We start from the raw sequence: 19,247 nt of genomic DNA, 5'->3' as shown, positions 1-19,247 counted from the left end.
GACGTTCAAACTTGCAGTTCATTCCTGCACCTTGCTACACTTGAATCATAGCTGAAAGGAGACGAGAATGATGAAAGTTTCTATGACAAATGGTACACTAAACTACTTGGCAAAGCTAGAAAACAAGCATCCGGAAGCGACGATTTTCCTTATGCAGTCAGAGGATAAGACACTTGCTTACACAGAAGGTGAAGCGCAGGTTTTCGAAGAAGGCCGTGATTACGAAGTCGTTGATGCTGTCGGTGATGTGAAGAAGGATGGATTCGTCGTCATGAATAATATTCCGGTCAGAGATGAAGGTCGTCCCGTATTCGAGGACCGCTTCAAAAACCGGGCAGGCGGTGTCGAGAAAATGGATGGCTTCCAGGCGATCCGCATTCTGAGACCCGTCAGCGGAAATACGTACATCGTCTTCACACAATGGAGAAACGAACAAAGCTTTGAAAACTGGAAGAACTCCCAGTCGTTTGAAAACGCACATAAAAATTCTGGACCTCAGCATAAAGAGAAGCCATCCTTCATCGATGGAAATGCATACATCACGAAATATCACATGATTGATATTAAGGAATAATCATACACATAGAAAATGAGCGGGGGCTGCCCGCTCATTTTTTTCATTTGCCCTTCACTTCATTTTCAAAGAAGCTCTGGAAGTCATCCTGAGACTGCGCTCCGTGAAGTCTTGCTACTTCTTCACCATTATCAAAGTGGATGATCGTAGGAGTCCCTTCAATGTTGTAGGTTTGCCAAGGCTGTTCGAATTCAAGAATGTTCAATTTTTTTAAATCGATGTCCATTTCCTGTGTCATCGGTACGACAACAGGGGTCGTCTGCTGACAGAATGAGCATTCCGGGCTGTAGAAATACACCGTAATCGGGTCACCGGAATCAATTTCTTCCTCCAGCTCATCTGGTGTCATCTGATTTTGATAGAGCGGATTATCCAGCTGTTCGATCGTTGATTGTCTAAGATTATCTTTTCCATACGGGTTATCTTCAGAAGCCTGTTGGTTCTGATAATTTACTACAAATGCAAGAATACCGAATAAGGCAAGTAGTGCAACGATGAAAATGATCATCTTATTTTTCATAATTATTGTCTCCTTTGCTTTCGTATCATGATGAGGTGGGTAATGAATATGACGATGAATGCGGTCAATGCCAAAAATGGTATCGTAATGAAACCAAAGTAATTGACGTATTCTGCATTACACGGGACTGTCCCACAGGAAGCCCCAACTTCCCCCCATGCCGGAATTTTTTGAAGCGAATAATGATAAATCGATACGAGCGTACCGATCCCACTAAGTACAAGCCCTGGTAAAGCAATGGAAAGATCCTTCTTCCATAATGTCAATCCATAAATGACTACGAGCGGATACATCAATATCCGCTGATACCAGCAAAGCTCACAAGGAACATAATGATAGACCTCAGAGAAAAACAAACTTCCTAAAGTAGCGATCAATGCTTGTCCCCACGCAATGAACATTAAATTATCCGCAGATGAATCTACACGTTTCTCCATTTCCCGAGTCCCTTCTTATGACAATCTTACAAAAGTATTATACAAGTCTATCCGCATTAAGACAAAAAAATAAAATCAAATAAAAATCCGAATCCAGGGATTCGGATCAGAAATTTGTTATACTTTTTTCAATAATTTATTCCGGTGGGCATAGACGGCAGCCTGGGTTCGATCGTGCACTTCCAGCTTGGAAAGGATATTACTTACATGTGTCTTCACGGTTTTAATGCCAATGTATAACGAATCACTGATCTCCTGATTCGTCATCCCTTCCCCAATACACATCAATACTTCAAGTTCTCGCTCAGTCAGATCATCATGCAGTTTCCGCTCTGATGAACGGAATCGATTCATCATCTTACTTGCAACTTTCGGTTCGATTACATTTTCGCCTTTGTAAGCTTTCTTGATTGCGCCGGCAATTTCTTCTGCCGATGATGTTTTCAGAATGTAACTGAAAGCACCCGCTTCCAAAGCTGGAAAAACTTTTTCATCATCATAGTAGCTTGTAAGAATGATGATCTTACACTCGGGATTCGTTTTCATGATCTTTTTTGTTGCATCAATTCCTGTCCCGTCCTCCATAATCAGATCCATCAGAACAACATCCGGATTCAGCTCACTAACTAATTCTGCCCCTTTGTTTCCACTTGAAGCTTCTCCTACGATATCCAGATCAGGTTCTGTCATCAAATATGCGACAACGCCTTTACGGACCACATCGTGATCATCAACTACTACAACCCTTATCATGCTGACCCCTCCTATTTCATTTGCCTTTCGTGGATAGGAATCCTTATATCGATATGAGTCCCCTCACCTTCCCGTGAACGGATCGCAAAGTTTCCTCCGATTTCCTCACATCGTTCTCTCATCGTCTTAAGTCCATAGGATGCTTTGTTCGATTTCTTAGCTTCGGTATCGAACCCTATTCCGTTATCTCCGATATGTAAGAAAAGTTCTCTGTTCTTTTTCACAAGTGCAACTTTCACTTCCGTCGCATTCGAATGCCTTAAGATATTGGAAAGTGCTTCCTGGACAATTCTGAATAGGTGTTCTTCGGTCGTTTCAGATATTTGTTCTACTTCATCCAATTCCACTTGGAAGTCGATCTGGCACTTTTGCCTCAACTCGTCAATCAATCCATCAATACCTGATTTCAGTGGGTCCCCTGATAAATGGACCGGTCGGAGATGGAGCAGTAACGCCCTCATTTCTGTCTGTGCCTGAAGTGCCATTTTCGTTATCTCTTCCAGCTGTTCTTTCGCCTTTTTCGGATCATGATCAAACACTCTTAATGAGGCCTGGGACATCATCGTCAATGCGAACAATTGCTGGCTGACCGCATCATGCAAATCCCTCGCTAACCGTTGCCTTTCTTCAATTGTAGCTGCTTTGTGAGCTGTTTTGGCAAACTCTGCTTTTTCATCCGCCAGCCGGAGCAAAGACTCCTTTTGCTGTTTCAGCTTTTCCCCGAGCTCATTCAATTCCTTGGAAATGCCCGCAATTTCATCCTGTTCAAGCGTATGGATCCTTGCATTGAAGTTTCCTCTTGATAGATGTGCGATGATCGTGGAGATGCCTTCGAGCCTTTCCTTCATATCACCACTTGACTTGAATCCTGCATAGAAAGCCATGAACAGTCCAAGCACAAAGTATAGCGAAACGAATAATAAAATTGCACCGGCACTCAGCCAGGAAGGTGTGAACCACACATAGATGGAAAGCAGTACAGCCAACAGGACGAAAGTATTCAAAATAAGACCGAACAAGTGGGAGCGGATATACATGTATCTTATGCTGTGCAATTGTTTTAACATCCCTGACTCCCCCCTTTACACTTTATCGACACGGACATCGCCGGCTTTTAGATCTACAGACATTGTGAGTCGACGTCTGGCGGTTTGATAACCTGTCGTTTCATACACCACTTTACGGTTCAATCCATCTGCGCGTTGTCCGAGAATGTTGATATCCCCCGCCTTGACATTGGCTTCCACCCTGAACTCAAGGTTCTCCGGAACGAGTACCTTCACATCCCCGACCCATCCTCTGACGGAAATAGGAGTATCTTCTTCAGGGATGAACGCTTTCGTAAAATCGAATTTATAATCCCCGACCGCATTCCAGAAATCCATCGGTTCCACCCGCCAATTCTCAGCTGTGTACAAATGGTCACCGATTGCCATATGCTTCTTCTTTTTACTCGTAACCTTCTGATCGGATGAATCATCTGCCAACTCATCATCGTCAGAATTGAAATCCATATCGATTCGTACTTTCGGTTTCTTCTTTTTCTTAAAAAACATCCCGAATCCTATATATATGAATAATAGCGGCCAAAGTTTCAAAATATCGCCGAAGCTGAACACCAGCACATCCACTTCACCTAGGAGAAGTAACGTACCGTAGATGGTGAATAAAGACCCCCAGATCCAGGAACCACCTTTTTTAATGATGCTTTCCAACCACAGCTTCAAGCCGAAGGTAATCAGCAGAGCTGCTATGATGATCGGCCATGATATACGGAACGATACATCAATCACATCGATATTGTTCAAGAACAAAAAGACCCCCGTGCCAATCAGCAGAATGGCGATCAGTACATTCCAAAAGCTTGTTTTCATCGTTGTCCACCCTTTTCTAATCTCTATAGTTATCATTAGACACGAAGTATGGAAATCCCTTCAAACCAATGAAATCCTTCTATAACCACTATAAGCGAATTTCGTCCGATCAATAACGCTCCCCGGTATGGGATTGTCTCCGCCTTAAGACGGAGATGGAGCTCCTATGGCCATGGATGGTTTAATCCAGCTCTTTATGGGTATTGTAAACATGTACAATTTTTGTGTAGAAAGGATGATCGTTCATGGACGAAAAACTGCAAAAATTGATTGATGGATTAAATGTGGATTTAGCAAATGAATACGCTGCAACTATCATGTACACGTACAACGCAGCTACCGTCGAAGGGATGTACTATTCTGTTCTGAAGCCATTCTTCGAAGGAGAAATCGCGGATGAACAAGGACATGCATTATACCTATCTGAAAAAATCAAAACATTGGGCGGAACACCAACTACAACTCCTGCTGAAGTCAAGCAGCTGAAAGATGTAAAAGATATGCTTCAGGAAGCTAGACGCGCAGAAAAAGATACGATTGATCGCTATGAAGAGCGGAAGCAGCAGGCAGAAGAATTAGGTATGACAGAGCTTGTCGTAAAGCTGGATGATATGATTGCAGATGAAACTGGTCATATGGAAGAAATGGACCGTCTATTGGCTGACCCAAGATTATCCTGACCAATAGTGAAACATCCCGACATCGTTCGGGATGTTTTTTTATAGGGATCATTTTTCTGAATTGTCATTATTGTGTTACAATAATGCATCACATCATTTCGAAGTACAAGGAGGAATACCTTAAATGTGGGAAAACGTGTTCCGTGAAGTCGATGCAGCTTATGAAGACATGGTAAAAACAAGAAGACATCTCCATCAGTATCCTGAAGTATCATTCCAAGAAGTAGAAACAGCAGCCTATATCGCATCTACATATGACCACCTGGGAATCCCTTACGAGAAGAATGTAGGTGGTAATGGAGTCATTGCAACACTTAAAGGGGATTTACCAGGCAAGACGATTGCCTTACGTGCAGACTTCGATGCGCTGCCGATCCATGAAGAAACGGAAGTGGAATACAAGTCGAAAGTGGACGGGGTGATGCATGCTTGCGGACATGATGGCCATACATCGGTGCTACTGACCGTTGCAAAAATACTCTCTGCTCACCAGCATGAGTTACCAGGAACCGTCGTATTTGTACACCAGCATGCAGAAGAATACGCACCAGGCGGGGCGCAGCCGATATTGGAAACCGGAAAACTCGACCATGTAGATGCAGTATTCGGTACTCACTTATGGGTGGATACGCCTTTCGGTACCATTGATACATCAAAAGGAGCCTTCATGGCAGGAGCTGATCGATTCGAGTTGACCATCAAGGGTAAAGGCGGACATGGTGCACAGCCGCACCAGACGAAGGATGCTATTGTCATCGCATCACAGATCGTCTCCGAGCTGCAACAGATCGTCAGTCGCAGGATCAATCCCTTGAAGACTGCTGTCGTAACTGTCGGAACGTTCGAAGCAGGCAGTGCATTCAACGTCATTTCTGATTCTGCGAAATTGACCGGGACAGTAAGAACATTTGATGAAGACGTACAGGACACCGTCATCAATGCAATGGAAAATATCATCAAAGGCGCATGCCTGGCTTATGAAGCAGACTACGAATTCAATTATGAAAAAGGTTACCCGCCAGTCATCAATCATGTTGGAGAAGCGGAACAAATTCTGCGCGATACACCTAAAGCAGACGAAACTTTAGTGACGAGAGAAGTCGATCCGGTGATGGCAGGAGAAGATTTCGCTTATTACCTGCATTCCAAGCCTGGAGCATTCTTTTTTACAGGTGCTAAGCCTGAAGGTGAAACCTATCCACATCACCACCCAAAATTCAATTTCGAGGAAAAGGCAATGCCTCATGCGGCAAAAGCGCTTATTCAGGCTTACCGGTCGTATCAGGAGCGATGATCATCCAACAGACGGAGACGGTAACTATTCTTTGCCGTCTCTGATAATTGTTCCATCAGGCGGGCGTTTGCAAAAGCTCCCACTGCCGCCCCGATTCCCGGTAACAGCTGTAGCATTTTCACAAAATCGATTGTGTCTCGATATTCCAGCTGAAGTTCCTTCCAGTCAATGGACTCCTCCGGCGCGCTTTCATCCCAATGGAGGACTTTCTCAAGAGCTTCCACGCGCTTGTCATCACTGGAAAACGCAAGCATGAACACATGCAGCACATACATCCGCTCTTCTTTTGTAGTAACATCGAATCCGTAAATCCTGCTGATATCAAATAAAAATTTCATTTTGATACTTAACAGAAGTGGAAAATCGGCTGCACCAAGCAGGATGCCACCAGCCCCAGTACCTGCACCTTCAAGAACTGCAGTACGTTTATATTCCTTGAACTTCTCTTCCACGACTTCTTCCCTTTTTCTGAAAGACCATGCATCATCCACTTGGATCGGACGGATATATTCAGAAGTGAACAATGCCGTTTCCATCATTTTTCGAATCGCTTCTGTCACTACCTTATGAACTTTCCCTGGAATTTTCGCATTGATTTTGGATTGGATTCGCTTGGATGAACGCTGGATCATCGAGGAACGTTTGGTCATTGAAACTTTCCAGCGGACCGCTTCTTGATACACCTTTTCTTCATAAGCATTCATTTATAACGCCTCCTCTATGTACGAAAAAATGCCTCAAAAAGGATAAGTGGGTCCATTTGAGGCATTTTTTCTTTAAACAAGTTTCTTTTTGACGTAGCCATTGATGAACAAATAACTGAACAGCGTTCCTCCCACCCAGACGGCAATCAGTCCAACCGGGCTCCATTGGATGATGAAAAGCAGACCGAACAGGAATGTCTGGAATAACATCAGTCGTAACAGCCATTGGGTTATCGCTCTTTGCTGCCAAGCCTTCTTCAACGGGTACAGGTCAAGCCATGCAATTGTCCGGTGATGATTCCAGAGCGTCATCATCTGGAAAGCACTCAAATAAAGGAAAAGCAGTGCGAAGGCAACCTTCACCCAAAGATTCGTGACAAAGTAAACGGCAAGTCCGCCTATGACGATCAAACGTAGGTACATACCGAGATAATCACTGCTTCTAACAAAGGTTATTCGGTATAGGTAGTCATAGGAACGATCCTGCTTATACGAAATCGCTGAAGTCAGGAGTTTCACGAGCCAGTGTCTTTTCTTTACAGTATTCTTCAAGTGCGGGACATCGGTAAAATTATTCGCAATTCTATAAAACGTACGCATTCTTGATTGATCTTTCTGCAAAAGTACGTCCCATGCTAGTCCGGCTTTTTTCTTGGCAAGCACGTAATTATACATCATCAATCCAAACAAGAGAACTGTGATGATAGCGGCAAATACCCAATCCCCTTTTGCAAGGAAATAAAAAATGAAGACGCTCAATACGGTTCGTAGTAATGAATCGACCGCACGAATCCTTGAATTCCTTTCTTTCAGCATCCACCAGTTTGCAAGCAGATTCCATACTTTCACAACTAGGAGAACACCTAGCATCATTAAATAATAGGATGTGTCATGACCCGGATAAGAGGTGGAATATAACGGGCCAAGTGCTGCACCTATCACCAGAATCAAGTAGAGTTGGACGACATAGCTGTACAATAGGCATCGCTTGAAATATTCACCGAGCCGGTGTTCTGCTGGCATGAGGAAAACAAGGTCAGGCTCTTTCAGCAGGGTCCTCACCGGACTATAGCTTGCTATTAGCCCAAAAGCGATTCCGACAATAACTGCGGTCGGGTAATTCTCCGGCAACTCAGAAAGCCATTGCTGATAATAATAAGCGGCAACAGATACGAAGAAAATCGACGCAGCAGCCAAATGTCCATTGAAAATGTAGCGGAGATACCTGCTTGTTTCCTTCATATGTTCAGAAAATCTCCTGCTCCAGAAAGCCCCTGCTTTAAACATTTTTATCTTCCTTTGTCAGCTGGATATATAAATCATCCAACGTTGCACCCGGCATACCAAATGATTTTCTCAATTCATCCAAGGTGCCCTTTGCTCTCAGTTCACCTTCATGAATGATGACAAATCGGTCACAATATCGCTCAGCAGTCGCTAAGATATGTGTAGACATCAGAACACCTGCTCCAGCTTGTTTCACATCCTCCATCAATTGAAGATACGACTGGATACCAAGCGGATCCAATCCTACAAAGGGTTCATCCACTACATATAATGAAGGCTCGATCAGAAAGGCACACATGATCATTACCTTCTGCCTCATCCCCTTTGAAAAATGTACAGGGAACCAATTCAGCTTCTTTTCCATTCTGAATTCCTTCAACAAGGGGTCGAGCCGCTTTTTGAACGCATCTTCAGGTATATCATAAGCCATCGCAGTCAAATGAAGATGCTCATATAAGGTCAATTCATCATAAAGAATCGGCATTTCAGGGATGTACGCCAGCTGTTGCCGATATCCTTCAGGGTCCTGTTCGAATGATTTCCCATTGATTGATACTGTTCCTTTCTTCGCTTGCATCATCCCGATGATATGCTTGATCGTCGTACTCTTCCCTGCCCCGTTCAGTCCAATCAGACCGACGATTTCATTCGGCTTTACATCAAATGAAATGCCGTGCAGCACATTTTTATGTGTGTACCCACCGTGCAGGTCTCCTATATGTAACAACTCACTCATGATTCATCTCTTCCTCTCATTTCCGACAAGGTTATTATCTTTGAATTTTACCATTGTCCACCGGCTTTGCCAAAAAAATTCATGCGCATAGTTTCGACGCAACTCGCAACACTATTTAGTAAGGAGCGAGGCAGTATCCTGATTCACTTGGACAAGCAAAGAGTGGATGTTCATCCACGAAATGAGGTGTCGGTGAAAGATCATACTGTGAACTGTCCCATAATCTTCTGTAAATGAGGTGTTGACGGCAGGCTCATTACGGTTCTGACGAAATTCCGGAAACCTTTCAATTGAATGGTTTTCCTTTTTGAAAAATGTACCGGACAAACGATCATAATTTTTCGGCCTCGCTCCTTTATAGCAGAGTACCCAACCGGGTGCTCTGTTTCTTTTTGGGGGCGTCCCCTTATGGATACTTCAGGGTTGGTGGGGGAATAACTCGCTTTCCTGAGGGGGAGCTGGCGAGCCTCCTCGGTCGTTTCACTCCCTGTGGGGTCTCGCCTAGCCCCTTCTCCCACGGGAGTCTCGTCATTCCCCCACCACCCCCATCAAAAGTGAAAGAACGCACCTTCAATATTAGAAGTTGTCCTTTATACCCCGAAGCAGTACAAGTAGTTAAGAAATTGATTTCCCGGATTAATACTTTAGTTAGAGGTCAGGGAAATTGCGAGACTCCTATGGGAAGACAGGACATGGTGAGATCCCGCAGGTCTGAAGGACCGAGGAAGCTCACCGTCCGCCCATGGAAAGTACTTAATGCGGAATCGTCTTGGGAGACACGATCCGCATAAGCAGACCAACCCATTGAGAAGTGACTTTCTTCTCTTGGATTGGTCTGCTTATGTCGCGAGTGTCTAGACGATGGAGCTGGAAAGCGAGTAATTTCCCTGACCTCGAAACACTATTTAGCATTGGGAAATCGCTATTCCTAAAAAGACATGATTAGTCTTCCTTAATATGGTTTGGTAAAATGGAACAAAGCTTGTCTTAAAAGGAGTGGTTGTAAATGAGCCGACATGAAGATTGCATTTTCTGTAAAATCATTGAGGGAGAAATCCCATCTGCAAAAGTGTACGAAGATGAAGATGTGTATGCATTCCTGGATATCAGCCAGGTAACGAAAGGACATACGCTTGTCATTCCAAAAAAACATGTGAAGAACATTTACGAAACAGATGCTGAAACAGCAGAAAAATTATTTGCTCGCGTCCCAAGGATTGCAGAAGGAATCAAGCAGGCATTCAATCCAAATGGAATGAACGTGCTGAACAACAATGAAGAAGCAGCCGGCCAAACGGTGTTCCACCTTCACCTTCATCTGATTCCGCGATACGGGAAGGAAGATGGTTTCGGTGCGAAATGGAACGCGAATGCTGAAGCCTACTCTCAAGACGATTTAAAGAATATTTCATCTGCCATCAACGGGAAGATCACAACCTGATTACTCATCTTCCCTAACGGACAGGATTCTGATATAATGTACCTATGCTTTCGCACACGGTCATGAGGACACATGTGGAAAGTAAATATAGTTCAGTACAGTTGAGAAGAGGAGAGGTTAAATTGAATACCCGTATTTTAGTCATGCTTTCATTACTTGTTGGAATTGGTGCTGTCCTGCACGCAATTGTCCCACCATTCTTTTTGGGAATGCGTCCAGACATGCTGCTGGCAATGATGTTTCTGGGAATCATCTTATTCCCTAAAGCGAACTATGTCCTGATCCTGTCGCTTGCAACAGGATTTGTGTCTGCCCTTACCACTACAGTTCCTGGAGGTCAGATTGCAAACATCATCGATAAACCGATTACCGCATTTGCTTTCTTCGCTTTATTCCTTCTTGTCAGGAAAATGGGAAAAACAAGCGTAACTGCTCCTGTGTTGACCGCAATCGGAACCATGGTGAGCGGAACGGTTTTCTTAAGTATCGTCTTGTTTGTAATCGGGTTGATGGAAGGAAGCTTCGGCATTCTGTTCACTACCATCGTGTTACCGACAGCAGTAGTCAATACCATTGTAATGGCCATGATTTATCCAATCACCCAGGGAATTATGAAACGGACATCTCTTAGAACAACTACACAACCATGATCATAAACCTCTGGCTGAACAAGCCGGAGGTTTTTTGTTTAATTATGATTATGAGGTTTCAATCGTACATATTTAGAGAAACATAAAGATAATAAGAGGACTCGAAAGGGGTTTTGCAGATGGCAAACGGAAAGTCTTTATTACTGGGGTTCATCGTAGGAGGAGTAGCAAGCGCCGCTTATACGCTACTGACTACTAAATCTTCCGGCCGTGATTTTAGGGAGAATACAAAAGTGAAAAGTGAAAAATTGAGAGACACGATCATGAGTTTGAAAGAAGAAGGGATTCAACTGAAAGATCAGATCGCCCAGACATCAAAAGAAGGAGCTGCTCTGATCAAGGATCTGTCTGAAGATGTGAAAACATCTTTGGAAAGCTGGAAAAGAACAGTTGAACCACATCAGAAAAACATTCAGCAATATTTAGAACAGATTGAAGCCAGCCTGAAAGACCTTGAAGAAAAAGCAAAGGCCAATCAGCATACTTCACCTGACCCGAATCCGGAACAATGACGCTTGGGGGCTTCCCCGAGCGTTTTTTTTTTGAATTTTTCTCTGACAATTGACACGTATAATCGAGCGAAATACCAAAAAAAGCCCCTTACCCCCTAAAGGGGTAAGAGACCTGGTTTTCAATTATTCAGCTGGCTGCAAGTCTTCGATGGAGTCAACTTCCATATACTTTGGAACGACAAGGCCGATTTTCGCACCTTCCAAGTTCGCTCCTAGGTCGACCACTTCTCCTTCATGCTTGCTTAACTGAGCTTCGTGTGTAGCCGGCAACCAAGCAGCAACCATTCCAGCTACTTCTCCTTGTGCTACAGCTTCCCACATACCACCATTTTCTAGTGGAGTGATTTCTACGTCAAAGCCTTTTTGCTTCATTACTTCTGCTACGACGTTTGTTGATGCGATTTCAGAATCCCAGTTGACATATACAAGTTCAACTTCCACACCGTCAACGTCTTCTACACCATCTGTCCATTCTGAAACTTTATCCTGGTTATCTTCAATCCAAGCTTGTGCTGCTTCTTGCTCTGAAGATCCTTCATTGATATCAAGCATTACTGTTTCCATGTCAGCCGCTTCCCATTTGAACTGATCCAACAGCTTATAGGCATTCGGCTTGTCTTCTTCAAGACCTTTACGAACCATTGTCTTGATCTGCTCTTCGCCACCAAATGAACCTTCAGGATCTTCTAGATACTTAAGGTCATACTTAGCGAACTTCCAGTGTGGCGTCCATCCTGTCACAACGATTGGTTCTTCATCTTTCACTGCTTCTCCAAGTTCAGTAGCCATTGCACCACTGGAGGAAGTAGCTACTTCCCAACCGCTCAAGCTATCATAAGTTTCCACCGCGTCTTCAGCAGCCGCTACAACTCCAGCACCCGCTTCTATTCCAGTGATCGTGTAATCCATTTCTTCACTGTAATTCACGTCACCACTGCTGTCAGATTGATCTCCGGATGCTTCATCATCTGATCCACAACCTGCTGCTACTAATGTAAATGATAGGCCAGCTGCTAGGCCCAAGTGTTTCCAGTTCAAATTGAACTTCATCTTAACCTCTCCCCTTTAAATAGTATATATTTGAGAAGGTAAGCTGCAAGAAAAGCAGCATACCTTATCCCCACTGTTTAAACATTTTCCCCTTTTTGCGTGTTCAGGTTTTGAGTAAAACGATCGATGATGATCGCCAGAATAACAATTCCTAAACCTGCCACAAATCCTTTACCTACATCGGCACGCTGGAGCCCTGTAATAACTGTCTGACCCAGACCTTTTGCACCGATCATCGATGCGATTACTACCATGGACAATGCAAGCATGACTGTCTGATTGATCCCTGCCATAATGGTCTTTTTCGCCATCGGCAATTGGACTTTGAACAGTTTCTGCATGCCGGTTGTTCCGAACGCATCCGAAGCTTCGATCAGTTCGCCTGACACTTGACGGATTCCCAAGTTTGTAAAACGAACCGTCGGAGGTGTCGCAAAGATTACCGATGCGAACACACCTGGCACCATTCCGATACTGAAGAATGCTACTGCCGGAATCAAATAAACGAATGCCGGCATCGTCTGCATGAAATCCAGTACAGGAGTAAGGATGGTCTGCATTGTCCTGCTTTTTGCCATCCATATTCCAAATGGCACACCTATGATTACTGAGATCAGACTGGCGAATATGACCAGTGTGAATGTATTCATCAGCTCGCCCCAAAGCTCCTGGTTGTAAATGAACCAGAGGCCGACAATCGAAAATGCCGCCAGCCCGAAACGTTTACCGGATGCTAAGAAAGCAAGTACACCTACTACAAGTATGAAAGCCCATGGCGGGATTGCCATCAATACATCTTCCGCGAACCAATCGATGAAATCTCCAAAATCATCCTTAATAAAATCAAATAGAAATTCAAATGTTTCTGTTGTCCATTCCGTAGCCGAATCAACCCATTCAGCCATAGGAATCTTAGGAATCATATCCATTCAAGGTCACCTCACTTCCAGCTAACGCTGCAATCACTGCTCCACGAACAATGATCCCTTTCAATTTCTCATCTTCCACTACCGCAACCGGTACAGGAGAATCGTGGATGACATCAAAGATTGCCTGCATCGGCGTATCCAGATGTACTTTCGGAACATCCGTACGTAAAATTTCACGCAGATCGTTTTTATCAGCTTTGACAGCAGACGAAACATCATCCGCAGTCACATACCCTTGTAAGGTTCGCTTGCGATCGACGACGTAGATGCTGGATAGTCCTTCTTTACGCATTCTCTCCAACGCAGCACGCGGGCCATGTTTATCAATATCCACTGTTTCCGGTCGCTTCATAACATGCTGTGCTGCTAATACTTTGGAGCGGTCGACATCTTCTACGAACTTTTCAACATAATTGTTGGCAGGGTTTACAAGAATCTCTTCTGGTGTACCGATCTGGACAATCTTCCCGTCTTTCATCAAGGCAATCCGATCTCCGATCCGTAACGCCTCATCTAAATCGTGGGTAATGAACAGAATCGTCTTTTTCATCGTTTCCTGAAGGTCCAACAATTCATCCTGCATTTCTTTACGGATCAAAGGATCCAGCGCAGAGAAAGCTTCGTCCATCAGCAGTACTTCCGGATCATTGGCAAGTGCACGAGCTAGTCCTACACGCTGCTGCATCCCTCCGGACAACTGGGCTGGATACTGGTGGATATAATCGCCCAATCCTACCATTTCCAAAGCTTCTTTCGCTTTTTTATGGCGTTCATCCTTATCGATTCCTTGTACCTCCAAACCAAATTCTGCATTTTGGAGGATGGTGCGATGAGGGAATAGCGCAAATTTCTGGAAGACCATACTCAGTTTTTCACGTCGAACACGACGCAGGTCTTTTTTATCCATCTTCGCCAGATTCTCTCCATCAATCATGACATTTCCTTCGGTTGGTTCAATCAGACGATTGATCAGACGGACCAATGTTGATTTTCCACTTCCGGAAAGCCCCATGATGACAAAAATTTCTCCTTCCTCCACTTCGAAGGAAGCACGGTTTACACCGACAGTATTACCGGTTTTTTTCAAGATTTCTTCTTTTGATAATCCTTGGTCAAGCAGTTTCGTAGCCTGCTTCGCGTTTTTACCAAAGATTTTTGATAAGTCTTCTACTTTGATAATTGGCATGGAGTTCACCTCACTCTTCAATTTATCGATTCTTTCTTTTAATTTGTCCGAATTGAACAATGCCTTACATACTGTAACCTATTTGTAATATAAAGTTCAAACAATAAATACCGATAATAAAGTATAAAAAATACATACAGTTTAAACTGTATGAAGTAAAACTAACTTGTACTTCTATTTGCTTCTATTTGCTCCGGAATGCTTTATAGAGGAGAATTTTTAAATAAACTGGGTTTGTTGTAATCTAGTTACTAGAAACGGAAGAAGGAGGAGCTTATGACTCATCAGGAAACCAACACTCTAGATGAATTGCATACGAAAGTGATTCATGAGTTCTCAAAAACACTGGAAATGTTTGCACTCACTCCCGCAGAAGCAAGACTTTTCGCAACCTTATACATCCATGATTCACCTATGACATTAGATGAAATGAGCGTCGCACTCGGAAAAAGTAAAACTTCAATGAGTACCGGGATTCGCACGCTTGTCGATTTGAATCTTGTCGAGCGTGTATGGAAAAAAGGCGTAAGAAAAGATTTGTATAAAGCGGATAAGAACCTTTATAAAAAGTTCATTACTATGTATATCCAAAAATGGATCGATGCGACGGATCGTCAGGATAAGTCTTTACATTCATTAAAAGAAGACATAGACAATCACTCTCAAAAAAACGAGGGTCAATCCGAAGAAGCGAAAGAAATTTATCATAAAATTGAAGCGATGACACAATTTCATTCTATGGTTTATAAAACTTTCAAGGAAATGGCACCCATGGAAATCTCTAAAAGTTAGTGGTAAGAGAACGATCTGACATTTCAGGTTTGATCGTTCTCTTATTTTTATATTGGTATAAAGAAAATTGACTTGTTCAAGAAAATTTATTCAACAACTATAATTTTCCTAAGAAAACTTATGAACCGTTTTTATACTCTGCATACTAAATGTTTATTACTATAGTTCTTTTTAAATTTGAAAATTTTATTATATTAATAAAACAAAAACACAAACCATTTTATATAATTTTTACCAGTCAGCATATCCATTCTTGAAAAAAATATGTTTTTAAATAAAATAAAAAGTGAATAGATTTAATAAAGGGGTTTCTTTTTTGAAATGAAGGGTAGAAGTAACTGTTACATGTTTGAAACATCAATCCCAAAAGAAGGTGATTTATATGGGTGAACGTTTCACAAAAGATGACGCAATATTGTACAGTCACAAAATGGCACAATTGGCCAAAGCTTTGTGGAAATCAATCGAAAAGGACTGGCAGGACTGGATCAAGCCTTTTCAATTGAACATCAATGAACACCATATCCTGTGGATTGCCTACCATTTGAAAGGGGCAAGTATTTCAGAGGTTTCCAAATTCGGGGTCATGCATGTATCTACTGCATTCAATTTCTCTAAAAAACTCGAGTCACGTGGTCTTTTGAAGTTTTCTAAAAAAGAGCACGATAAACGTAACACGTATATTGAGTTGACCAATGAAGGAGAAGAATTGCTGGAGGCAACAATGAAAGCCTACGATCCGGAAAAAAATTCAGTACTGAATGGCGTATTGCCCATGACTGAAATTTACGGGAAACGACCTGAATTCATGGATTTATCCGCATTGATCAAAGAGATTTACGGGGAAGATTATATCGAGATTCTTGAACGATCCCTTGAGAATGCGAAGGCACAAGGATACGGGAACACAGAAAACTTTAAAGATTTTCATAATTCCACTCCCAAGTCATCATAATTATTTGTAGGATGCTCAATATCAAGGTAAATTCTGTTTTTCAGGGATTCACCTTCATTTGAGTCATCCTTTTTTTATTTTTTGGAAGGCTTCCATCAACGCTAAAAACCGTCCTTCTTTTATTAACGCATCCATCACTTCATCAGGGACGAGCTTAGGAGTCAACATCCCTGCGAATTGGATGATCAGCCCATAGTGATGCACCATCCCTTCATCCTTCTGCGCCTCGAATTTTTGTTGTAATTCTTCGAGCAGTTCAACAACCTCTTCATACTCATCTTCCGTCAACCTTTTTTCGATGATCATTTTAATGAAAGGATAATGATCCACTTCCTCCATTTCCAGTAATAACTTCAATTGAAATTCCAATCGCTGACACCTGTTTTCACCTTCCATCCATGGACCTCCTCCCTGTAAGTAAGCCTCTCCTGCAAGCCCTGTCACAACGGTTCTCAAAGAGTTTTATTTTTTTTTGTAAAACCTATTGCTTTTCTTATCAAATCGTACTATGATTCCATTTGTGCTCACCGATACATAGCAATTAATTCTTACCATATCATACCCGTGATTCATTCAATTGCACAGAACTATTCGATGTAAGGAGGCTGGTGAGATGAACTGCTGGAAAACTGTCAATATTGACAAGGACTTCGGCCTGAATCGTATCTATCTCATTTCTTTTCTGACAGGTTTATTGTCTTTTTTGATGCTCTATATACCGTATTCTATCTTTCATGGTGCACACGATGTGAAAGACCATGGTTTTCTGCCGCTGGTCGTCATTTTGTTCTTTTTACCAATCCTTCATCGGATGATGCACCTGTTGCCGTTGATTCTGACTTATAAAAAAGTGAAAGTGAAATGGAAGTTCAAAAGACGCTTATATCCGACCTTCCATTATCGCTGCCATTCCAAGCTGTCAAAGAGGACGTCGATCCTGATGGCTTTGGCACCTACCCTATTCATCACATTGCCTAGTTTAAGCATGGGGTATGTGTTCCCGAATTATTTCGCATATTTCGTTCTTTTTGCATCGGTGAATATCGGGTTGTCTTTTCCTGACTTCCTATATATCAACCATTTCATGCGTGCACCGAAACAGTGCATCATCGAAAACGCAAAAGATGGGTACGACATTCTCATCCAACGAAAGAATGCATAAATGCTTGTTCAATTTAATAATAATGTACTAATTGAAAATGCGTGTGCAGGTGCAACGCATTTTCTCTCTTTTCTAATTAATTTTGGCGTATTCGTCCGTCGTTTTCTGTCACATGTTTCCCCTGTTCTTTTTTGGGGAACTTTGATAAGGTAGATTCATAAGGGAAAAAGGAGGTAATTCCGCCGTGGCAATTGTATTTGTCTTTTACGCTTTAATCATACTATTCATCTTCAACTCTTTGACCCAATCCTTATGTATGAAGACTAATATGGCGCAGGAAAAGCAAGCACGTGTCTTCCGTACCATCAATGTGCTGATTACCATTCTCCTGATCTCTTCATATGTAGAAGTTCTGAACGCACTATAAACTGCAGGCAACGCCCTGCATATTTACAAATAGAAAAACAGGCACTCCATTATGGGGTGCCTGCTTTTTGTGAGATCGGTATTACAGCCACGCTGCACCTACAATAATGAGCAAAATGAAAAGCACAACGATCAACGCGAATCCGCCACCGTATTTATGACCCACAACCTCACCCCCTTATCAGATACGTAATGTATCGTATGCAGGCCCTTCTCCTATTGGATAGGCGGATGTCCCTAACCCGCATCTTTTGTTAGTTGGACTGGTCTTTCGATTGGTAAATGTGTTATATTATGTCATAGGCTGTTTGACAGACAAGACGTCTAAGTAACTACAACGAATTAGGGGTGTACGAGTTTATGAAAAAATTTGCAATCGCTGCCACAGTAGCAGCAGGTGTGTTGACATTGTCCGCATGTTCCTCCGATGCTGAGAAAGACTCAGAAGCGGTAGTTGAAACTAAGGCCGGTGATGTCACGAAGGAAGAGTTTTATCAGGAAATGATGAACAAGCATGGTGAACAAGTGCTTCAGGAAATGGTTCTGACAGAAGTTCTTTCCGAAAACTATGAAGTGACCGATAAAGAAGTTAATAAAGAAGTGGATCAGTTGAAGGAACAATACGGGGAACAGTTCCCTATGCTTCTACAGCAGAATGGATTCAAAGATGAAGAAGACTTCAAGAAAACCATTCGCTTGAGCCTCCTTCAGGAAAAAGCCGCAACAGAAGGCGTGGAGATCTCTGAAGAGGAAATGAAGCAATATTATGAGCGCATGAAAACTGAAGTGAGAGCAAGCCATATCCTAGTGGAAGATGAAGAAACTGCTAAGGAAGTAGCTCAAAAAATCGAAGATGGCGGAGACTTCGCTAAACTTGCTGAAGAATATGGTACAGATGGTACTGCACAGCAGGGTGGAGATCTTGATTTCTTCGGACCAGGTCAAATGACAGCAAAGTTTGAAGAAGCTGCATATGCTTTGGAAAAAGGGGAAGTAAGTGAACCGATCGAGACTGAATTCGGATGGCACATCATCAAAAAGACCGATGAGCGTAAAATCGAAGATGTCGGTTCCTATGAAGAAGAGAAAGAAGAAATCGAACGTACATTGACATCTCAGAAAGTCGATCAGGCTAAAGTCCAGGAGAAAATCGATAAAATGATGGACGAAGCCGAAATCGATGTGAAAATTGAACAGTTTGAAGATCTTTTCGATAAACCTGCACAAAATGCAGGACAATCTGAAGACGGATCTCATGGCTAAGCAATACCATTAGAAAAGGAAGCTCATTCAATGAGCTTCCTTTTTTTAATTCAAGATATCGCCATAAGTGCTTAGCGACTAG

General features: G+C 42.6%; 24 protein-coding genes. 11 read left to right on the top strand and 13 right to left on the bottom strand.

The annotated features are described in order from the left end of the window. Window positions 1-70: 70 nt before the first annotated feature. Window positions 71-574: an antibiotic biosynthesis monooxygenase family protein gene (locus tag ACFQ2J_RS01070; protein ID WP_386055768.1), complete on the top strand. Its 504-nt coding sequence runs from the start codon at window positions 71-73 to the stop codon at window positions 572-574. A gap of 43 nt (window positions 575-617) precedes the next feature. Here the strand turns inward: ACFQ2J_RS01070 and ACFQ2J_RS01065 are convergent, their stop codons facing one another. From ACFQ2J_RS01065 to liaF, 5 genes are all read right to left on the bottom strand, one after another. Continuing rightward, window positions 618-1,094, bottom strand: coding sequence for a thioredoxin family protein (locus ACFQ2J_RS01065; protein ID WP_386055766.1), 477 nt, complete (start codon window positions 1,092-1,094; stop codon window positions 618-620). A 2-nt stretch (window positions 1,095-1,096) separates the two neighbouring features. Next, window positions 1,097-1,531 carry a disulfide oxidoreductase gene (locus ACFQ2J_RS01060; protein ID WP_386055764.1) on the bottom strand — a complete coding sequence of 145 codons (435 nt, stop codon included), beginning with the start codon at window positions 1,529-1,531 and terminating at the stop codon, window positions 1,097-1,099. A 117-nt stretch (window positions 1,532-1,648) separates the two neighbouring features. Beyond that, entirely contained in the window at window positions 1,649-2,284 is a 636-nt protein-coding gene (locus ACFQ2J_RS01055) for a response regulator (RefSeq protein ID WP_386055762.1), read from the bottom strand. An 11-nt stretch (window positions 2,285-2,295) separates the two neighbouring features. Continuing rightward, window positions 2,296-3,351 carry a histidine kinase gene (locus tag ACFQ2J_RS01050; protein ID WP_386055760.1) on the bottom strand — a complete coding sequence of 352 codons (1,056 nt, stop codon included), beginning with the start codon at window positions 3,349-3,351 and terminating at the stop codon, window positions 2,296-2,298. A gap of 15 nt (window positions 3,352-3,366) precedes the next feature. Beyond that, a complete protein-coding gene (gene liaF, locus ACFQ2J_RS01045) occupies window positions 3,367-4,158 on the bottom strand; it encodes a cell wall-active antibiotics response protein LiaF (RefSeq protein ID WP_386055758.1) in 792 nt (263 codons plus the stop codon). A 245-nt stretch (window positions 4,159-4,403) separates the two neighbouring features. Here liaF and ACFQ2J_RS01040 point away from each other — a divergent pair, with 245 nt between their 5' ends. Both ACFQ2J_RS01040 and ACFQ2J_RS01035 read left to right on the top strand, forming a co-directional pair. Further along, entirely contained in the window at window positions 4,404-4,838 is a 435-nt protein-coding gene (locus tag ACFQ2J_RS01040) for a ferritin-like domain-containing protein (protein ID WP_386055757.1), read from the top strand. A 124-nt stretch (window positions 4,839-4,962) separates the two neighbouring features. Further along, entirely contained in the window at window positions 4,963-6,132 is a 1,170-nt protein-coding gene (locus tag ACFQ2J_RS01035; protein ID WP_386055755.1) for a M20 metallopeptidase family protein, read from the top strand. On the opposite strand, the gene ACFQ2J_RS01030 is transcribed toward ACFQ2J_RS01035, so the two are convergent. The 3 genes from ACFQ2J_RS01030 to ACFQ2J_RS01020 form a co-directional block, all read right to left on the bottom strand. Beyond that, window positions 6,120-6,836 (bottom strand): EcsC family protein, encoded by a 717-nt coding sequence (locus ACFQ2J_RS01030; RefSeq protein WP_386055754.1) that lies wholly within the window; start codon window positions 6,834-6,836, stop codon window positions 6,120-6,122. The two genes, ACFQ2J_RS01035 and ACFQ2J_RS01030, sit on opposite strands and share 13 nt — an antisense overlap. Window positions 6,837-6,908: 72 nt before the next feature. Then, window positions 6,909-8,123 (bottom strand): ABC transporter permease, encoded by a 1,215-nt coding sequence (locus ACFQ2J_RS01025; RefSeq protein WP_386055752.1) that lies wholly within the window; start codon window positions 8,121-8,123, stop codon window positions 6,909-6,911. Beyond that, the gene (locus tag ACFQ2J_RS01020) at window positions 8,116-8,859 is read right to left on the bottom strand and encodes an ABC transporter ATP-binding protein (protein ID WP_386055750.1); all 744 of its coding nucleotides are present in this window, start codon (window positions 8,857-8,859) and stop codon (window positions 8,116-8,118) included. Before ACFQ2J_RS01020 ends, ACFQ2J_RS01025 begins: the two co-directional genes overlap by 8 nt. Window positions 8,860-9,865: 1,006 nt before the next feature. On the opposite strand from ACFQ2J_RS01020, the gene ACFQ2J_RS01015 reads away from it, so the two are divergent. From ACFQ2J_RS01015 to ACFQ2J_RS01005, 3 genes are all read left to right on the top strand, one after another. Continuing rightward, window positions 9,866-10,300: an HIT family protein gene (locus ACFQ2J_RS01015; protein WP_386055748.1), complete on the top strand. Its 435-nt coding sequence runs from the start codon at window positions 9,866-9,868 to the stop codon at window positions 10,298-10,300. A 122-nt stretch (window positions 10,301-10,422) separates the two neighbouring features. Next, complete coding sequence (locus ACFQ2J_RS01010; protein ID WP_386055746.1) at window positions 10,423-10,950, top strand: tryptophan transporter; 528 nt, start codon at window positions 10,423-10,425, stop codon at window positions 10,948-10,950. A gap of 119 nt (window positions 10,951-11,069) precedes the next feature. Continuing rightward, window positions 11,070-11,462: a YtxH domain-containing protein gene (locus tag ACFQ2J_RS01005; protein WP_386055744.1), complete on the top strand. Its 393-nt coding sequence runs from the start codon at window positions 11,070-11,072 to the stop codon at window positions 11,460-11,462. Window positions 11,463-11,585: 123 nt separating this feature from the next. Here ACFQ2J_RS01005 and ACFQ2J_RS01000 read toward each other — a convergent pair whose 3' ends face one another. The 3 genes from ACFQ2J_RS01000 to ACFQ2J_RS00990 all read right to left on the bottom strand — a co-directional run bounded on the left by ACFQ2J_RS01000 (window position 11,586) and on the right by ACFQ2J_RS00990 (window position 14,627). Next, window positions 11,586-12,512 (bottom strand): glycine betaine ABC transporter substrate-binding protein, encoded by a 927-nt coding sequence (locus tag ACFQ2J_RS01000; RefSeq protein ID WP_386055743.1) that lies wholly within the window; start codon window positions 12,510-12,512, stop codon window positions 11,586-11,588. Window positions 12,513-12,589: 77 nt separating this feature from the next. After that, complete coding sequence (locus tag ACFQ2J_RS00995; RefSeq protein WP_386055741.1) at window positions 12,590-13,441, bottom strand: ABC transporter permease; 852 nt, start codon at window positions 13,439-13,441, stop codon at window positions 12,590-12,592. After that, complete coding sequence (locus tag ACFQ2J_RS00990) at window positions 13,425-14,627, bottom strand: quaternary amine ABC transporter ATP-binding protein (protein WP_386055740.1); 1,203 nt, start codon at window positions 14,625-14,627, stop codon at window positions 13,425-13,427. Before ACFQ2J_RS00990 ends, ACFQ2J_RS00995 begins: the two co-directional genes overlap by 17 nt. A gap of 276 nt (window positions 14,628-14,903) precedes the next feature. Here ACFQ2J_RS00990 and ACFQ2J_RS00985 point away from each other — a divergent pair, with 276 nt between their 5' ends. Further along, a complete protein-coding gene (locus ACFQ2J_RS00985) occupies window positions 14,904-15,419 on the top strand; it encodes a GbsR/MarR family transcriptional regulator (RefSeq protein WP_386055739.1) in 516 nt (171 codons plus the stop codon). A 382-nt stretch (window positions 15,420-15,801) separates the two neighbouring features. Further along, complete coding sequence (locus ACFQ2J_RS00980) at window positions 15,802-16,374, top strand: HTH-type transcriptional regulator Hpr (protein ID WP_386055738.1); 573 nt, start codon at window positions 15,802-15,804, stop codon at window positions 16,372-16,374. 63 nt (window positions 16,375-16,437) lie between these two features. On the opposite strand, the gene ACFQ2J_RS00975 is transcribed toward ACFQ2J_RS00980, so the two are convergent. Then, window positions 16,438-16,770 (bottom strand): DUF1878 family protein, encoded by a 333-nt coding sequence (locus ACFQ2J_RS00975; protein ID WP_386055737.1) that lies wholly within the window; start codon window positions 16,768-16,770, stop codon window positions 16,438-16,440. Between the two features lie 217 nt (window positions 16,771-16,987). On the opposite strand from ACFQ2J_RS00975, the gene ACFQ2J_RS00970 reads away from it, so the two are divergent. Further along, on the top strand, window positions 16,988-17,536 hold the full coding sequence (locus ACFQ2J_RS00970) for a DUF3267 domain-containing protein (RefSeq protein ID WP_386055735.1): 549 nt from the start codon (window positions 16,988-16,990) through the stop codon (window positions 17,534-17,536). 184 nt (window positions 17,537-17,720) lie between these two features. Next, entirely contained in the window at window positions 17,721-17,903 is a 183-nt protein-coding gene (locus tag ACFQ2J_RS00965; RefSeq protein WP_386055733.1) for a hypothetical protein, read from the top strand. An 81-nt stretch (window positions 17,904-17,984) separates the two neighbouring features. Here the strand turns inward: ACFQ2J_RS00965 and ACFQ2J_RS00960 are convergent, their stop codons facing one another. Beyond that, the gene (locus ACFQ2J_RS00960) at window positions 17,985-18,068 is read right to left on the bottom strand and encodes a YjcZ family sporulation protein (RefSeq protein ID WP_386058287.1); all 84 of its coding nucleotides are present in this window, start codon (window positions 18,066-18,068) and stop codon (window positions 17,985-17,987) included. A 194-nt stretch (window positions 18,069-18,262) separates the two neighbouring features. Here ACFQ2J_RS00960 and ACFQ2J_RS00955 point away from each other — a divergent pair, with 194 nt between their 5' ends. Then, entirely contained in the window at window positions 18,263-19,165 is a 903-nt protein-coding gene (locus ACFQ2J_RS00955) for a peptidylprolyl isomerase (RefSeq protein ID WP_386055731.1), read from the top strand. Window positions 19,166-19,247 lie beyond the last annotated feature (82 nt).

The organism is Thalassobacillus hwangdonensis, assembly GCF_042675915.1.
In the GTDB taxonomy this organism is placed as follows: Bacteria; Bacillota; Bacilli; order Bacillales; family Halobacillaceae; genus Thalassobacillus_A; species Thalassobacillus_A hwangdonensis.
This window is presented reverse-complemented; position numbering and strand designations above follow the sequence as displayed.

What these genes read in the sequence shown, in the direction of transcription:
- ACFQ2J_RS01070 (WP_386055768.1), top strand. Translation starts at nt 71, where the DNA reads ATGAAAGTTTCTATGACAAATGGTACACTAAACTACTTGGCAAAGCTA.
- ACFQ2J_RS01065 (WP_386055766.1), bottom strand. Translation starts at nt 1,094, where the DNA reads ATGAAAAATAAGATGATCATTTTCATCGTTGCACTACTTGCCTTATTC.
- ACFQ2J_RS01060 (WP_386055764.1), bottom strand. Translation starts at nt 1,531, where the DNA reads ATGGAGAAACGTGTAGATTCATCTGCGGATAATTTAATGTTCATTGCG.
- ACFQ2J_RS01055 (WP_386055762.1), bottom strand. Translation starts at nt 2,284, where the DNA reads ATGATAAGGGTTGTAGTAGTTGATGATCACGATGTGGTCCGTAAAGGC.
- ACFQ2J_RS01050 (WP_386055760.1), bottom strand. Translation starts at nt 3,351, where the DNA reads ATGTTAAAACAATTGCACAGCATAAGATACATGTATATCCGCTCCCAC.
- liaF (WP_386055758.1), bottom strand. Translation starts at nt 4,158, where the DNA reads ATGAAAACAAGCTTTTGGAATGTACTGATCGCCATTCTGCTGATTGGC.
- ACFQ2J_RS01040 (WP_386055757.1), top strand. Translation starts at nt 4,404, where the DNA reads ATGGACGAAAAACTGCAAAAATTGATTGATGGATTAAATGTGGATTTA.
- ACFQ2J_RS01035 (WP_386055755.1), top strand. Translation starts at nt 4,963, where the DNA reads ATGTGGGAAAACGTGTTCCGTGAAGTCGATGCAGCTTATGAAGACATG.
- ACFQ2J_RS01030 (WP_386055754.1), bottom strand. Translation starts at nt 6,836, where the DNA reads ATGAATGCTTATGAAGAAAAGGTGTATCAAGAAGCGGTCCGCTGGAAA.
- ACFQ2J_RS01025 (WP_386055752.1), bottom strand. Translation starts at nt 8,123, where the DNA reads ATGTTTAAAGCAGGGGCTTTCTGGAGCAGGAGATTTTCTGAACATATG.
- ACFQ2J_RS01020 (WP_386055750.1), bottom strand. Translation starts at nt 8,859, where the DNA reads ATGAGTGAGTTGTTACATATAGGAGACCTGCACGGTGGGTACACACAT.
- ACFQ2J_RS01015 (WP_386055748.1), top strand. Translation starts at nt 9,866, where the DNA reads ATGAGCCGACATGAAGATTGCATTTTCTGTAAAATCATTGAGGGAGAA.
- ACFQ2J_RS01005 (WP_386055744.1), top strand. Translation starts at nt 11,070, where the DNA reads ATGGCAAACGGAAAGTCTTTATTACTGGGGTTCATCGTAGGAGGAGTA.
- ACFQ2J_RS01000 (WP_386055743.1), bottom strand. Translation starts at nt 12,512, where the DNA reads ATGAAGTTCAATTTGAACTGGAAACACTTGGGCCTAGCAGCTGGCCTA.
- ACFQ2J_RS00995 (WP_386055741.1), bottom strand. Translation starts at nt 13,441, where the DNA reads ATGGATATGATTCCTAAGATTCCTATGGCTGAATGGGTTGATTCGGCT.
- ACFQ2J_RS00990 (WP_386055740.1), bottom strand. Translation starts at nt 14,627, where the DNA reads ATGCCAATTATCAAAGTAGAAGACTTATCAAAAATCTTTGGTAAAAAC.
- ACFQ2J_RS00985 (WP_386055739.1), top strand. Translation starts at nt 14,904, where the DNA reads ATGACTCATCAGGAAACCAACACTCTAGATGAATTGCATACGAAAGTG.
- ACFQ2J_RS00980 (WP_386055738.1), top strand. Translation starts at nt 15,802, where the DNA reads ATGGGTGAACGTTTCACAAAAGATGACGCAATATTGTACAGTCACAAA.
- ACFQ2J_RS00975 (WP_386055737.1), bottom strand. Translation starts at nt 16,770, where the DNA reads ATGGAAGGTGAAAACAGGTGTCAGCGATTGGAATTTCAATTGAAGTTA.
- ACFQ2J_RS00970 (WP_386055735.1), top strand. Translation starts at nt 16,988, where the DNA reads ATGAACTGCTGGAAAACTGTCAATATTGACAAGGACTTCGGCCTGAAT.
- ACFQ2J_RS00955 (WP_386055731.1), top strand. Translation starts at nt 18,263, where the DNA reads ATGAAAAAATTTGCAATCGCTGCCACAGTAGCAGCAGGTGTGTTGACA.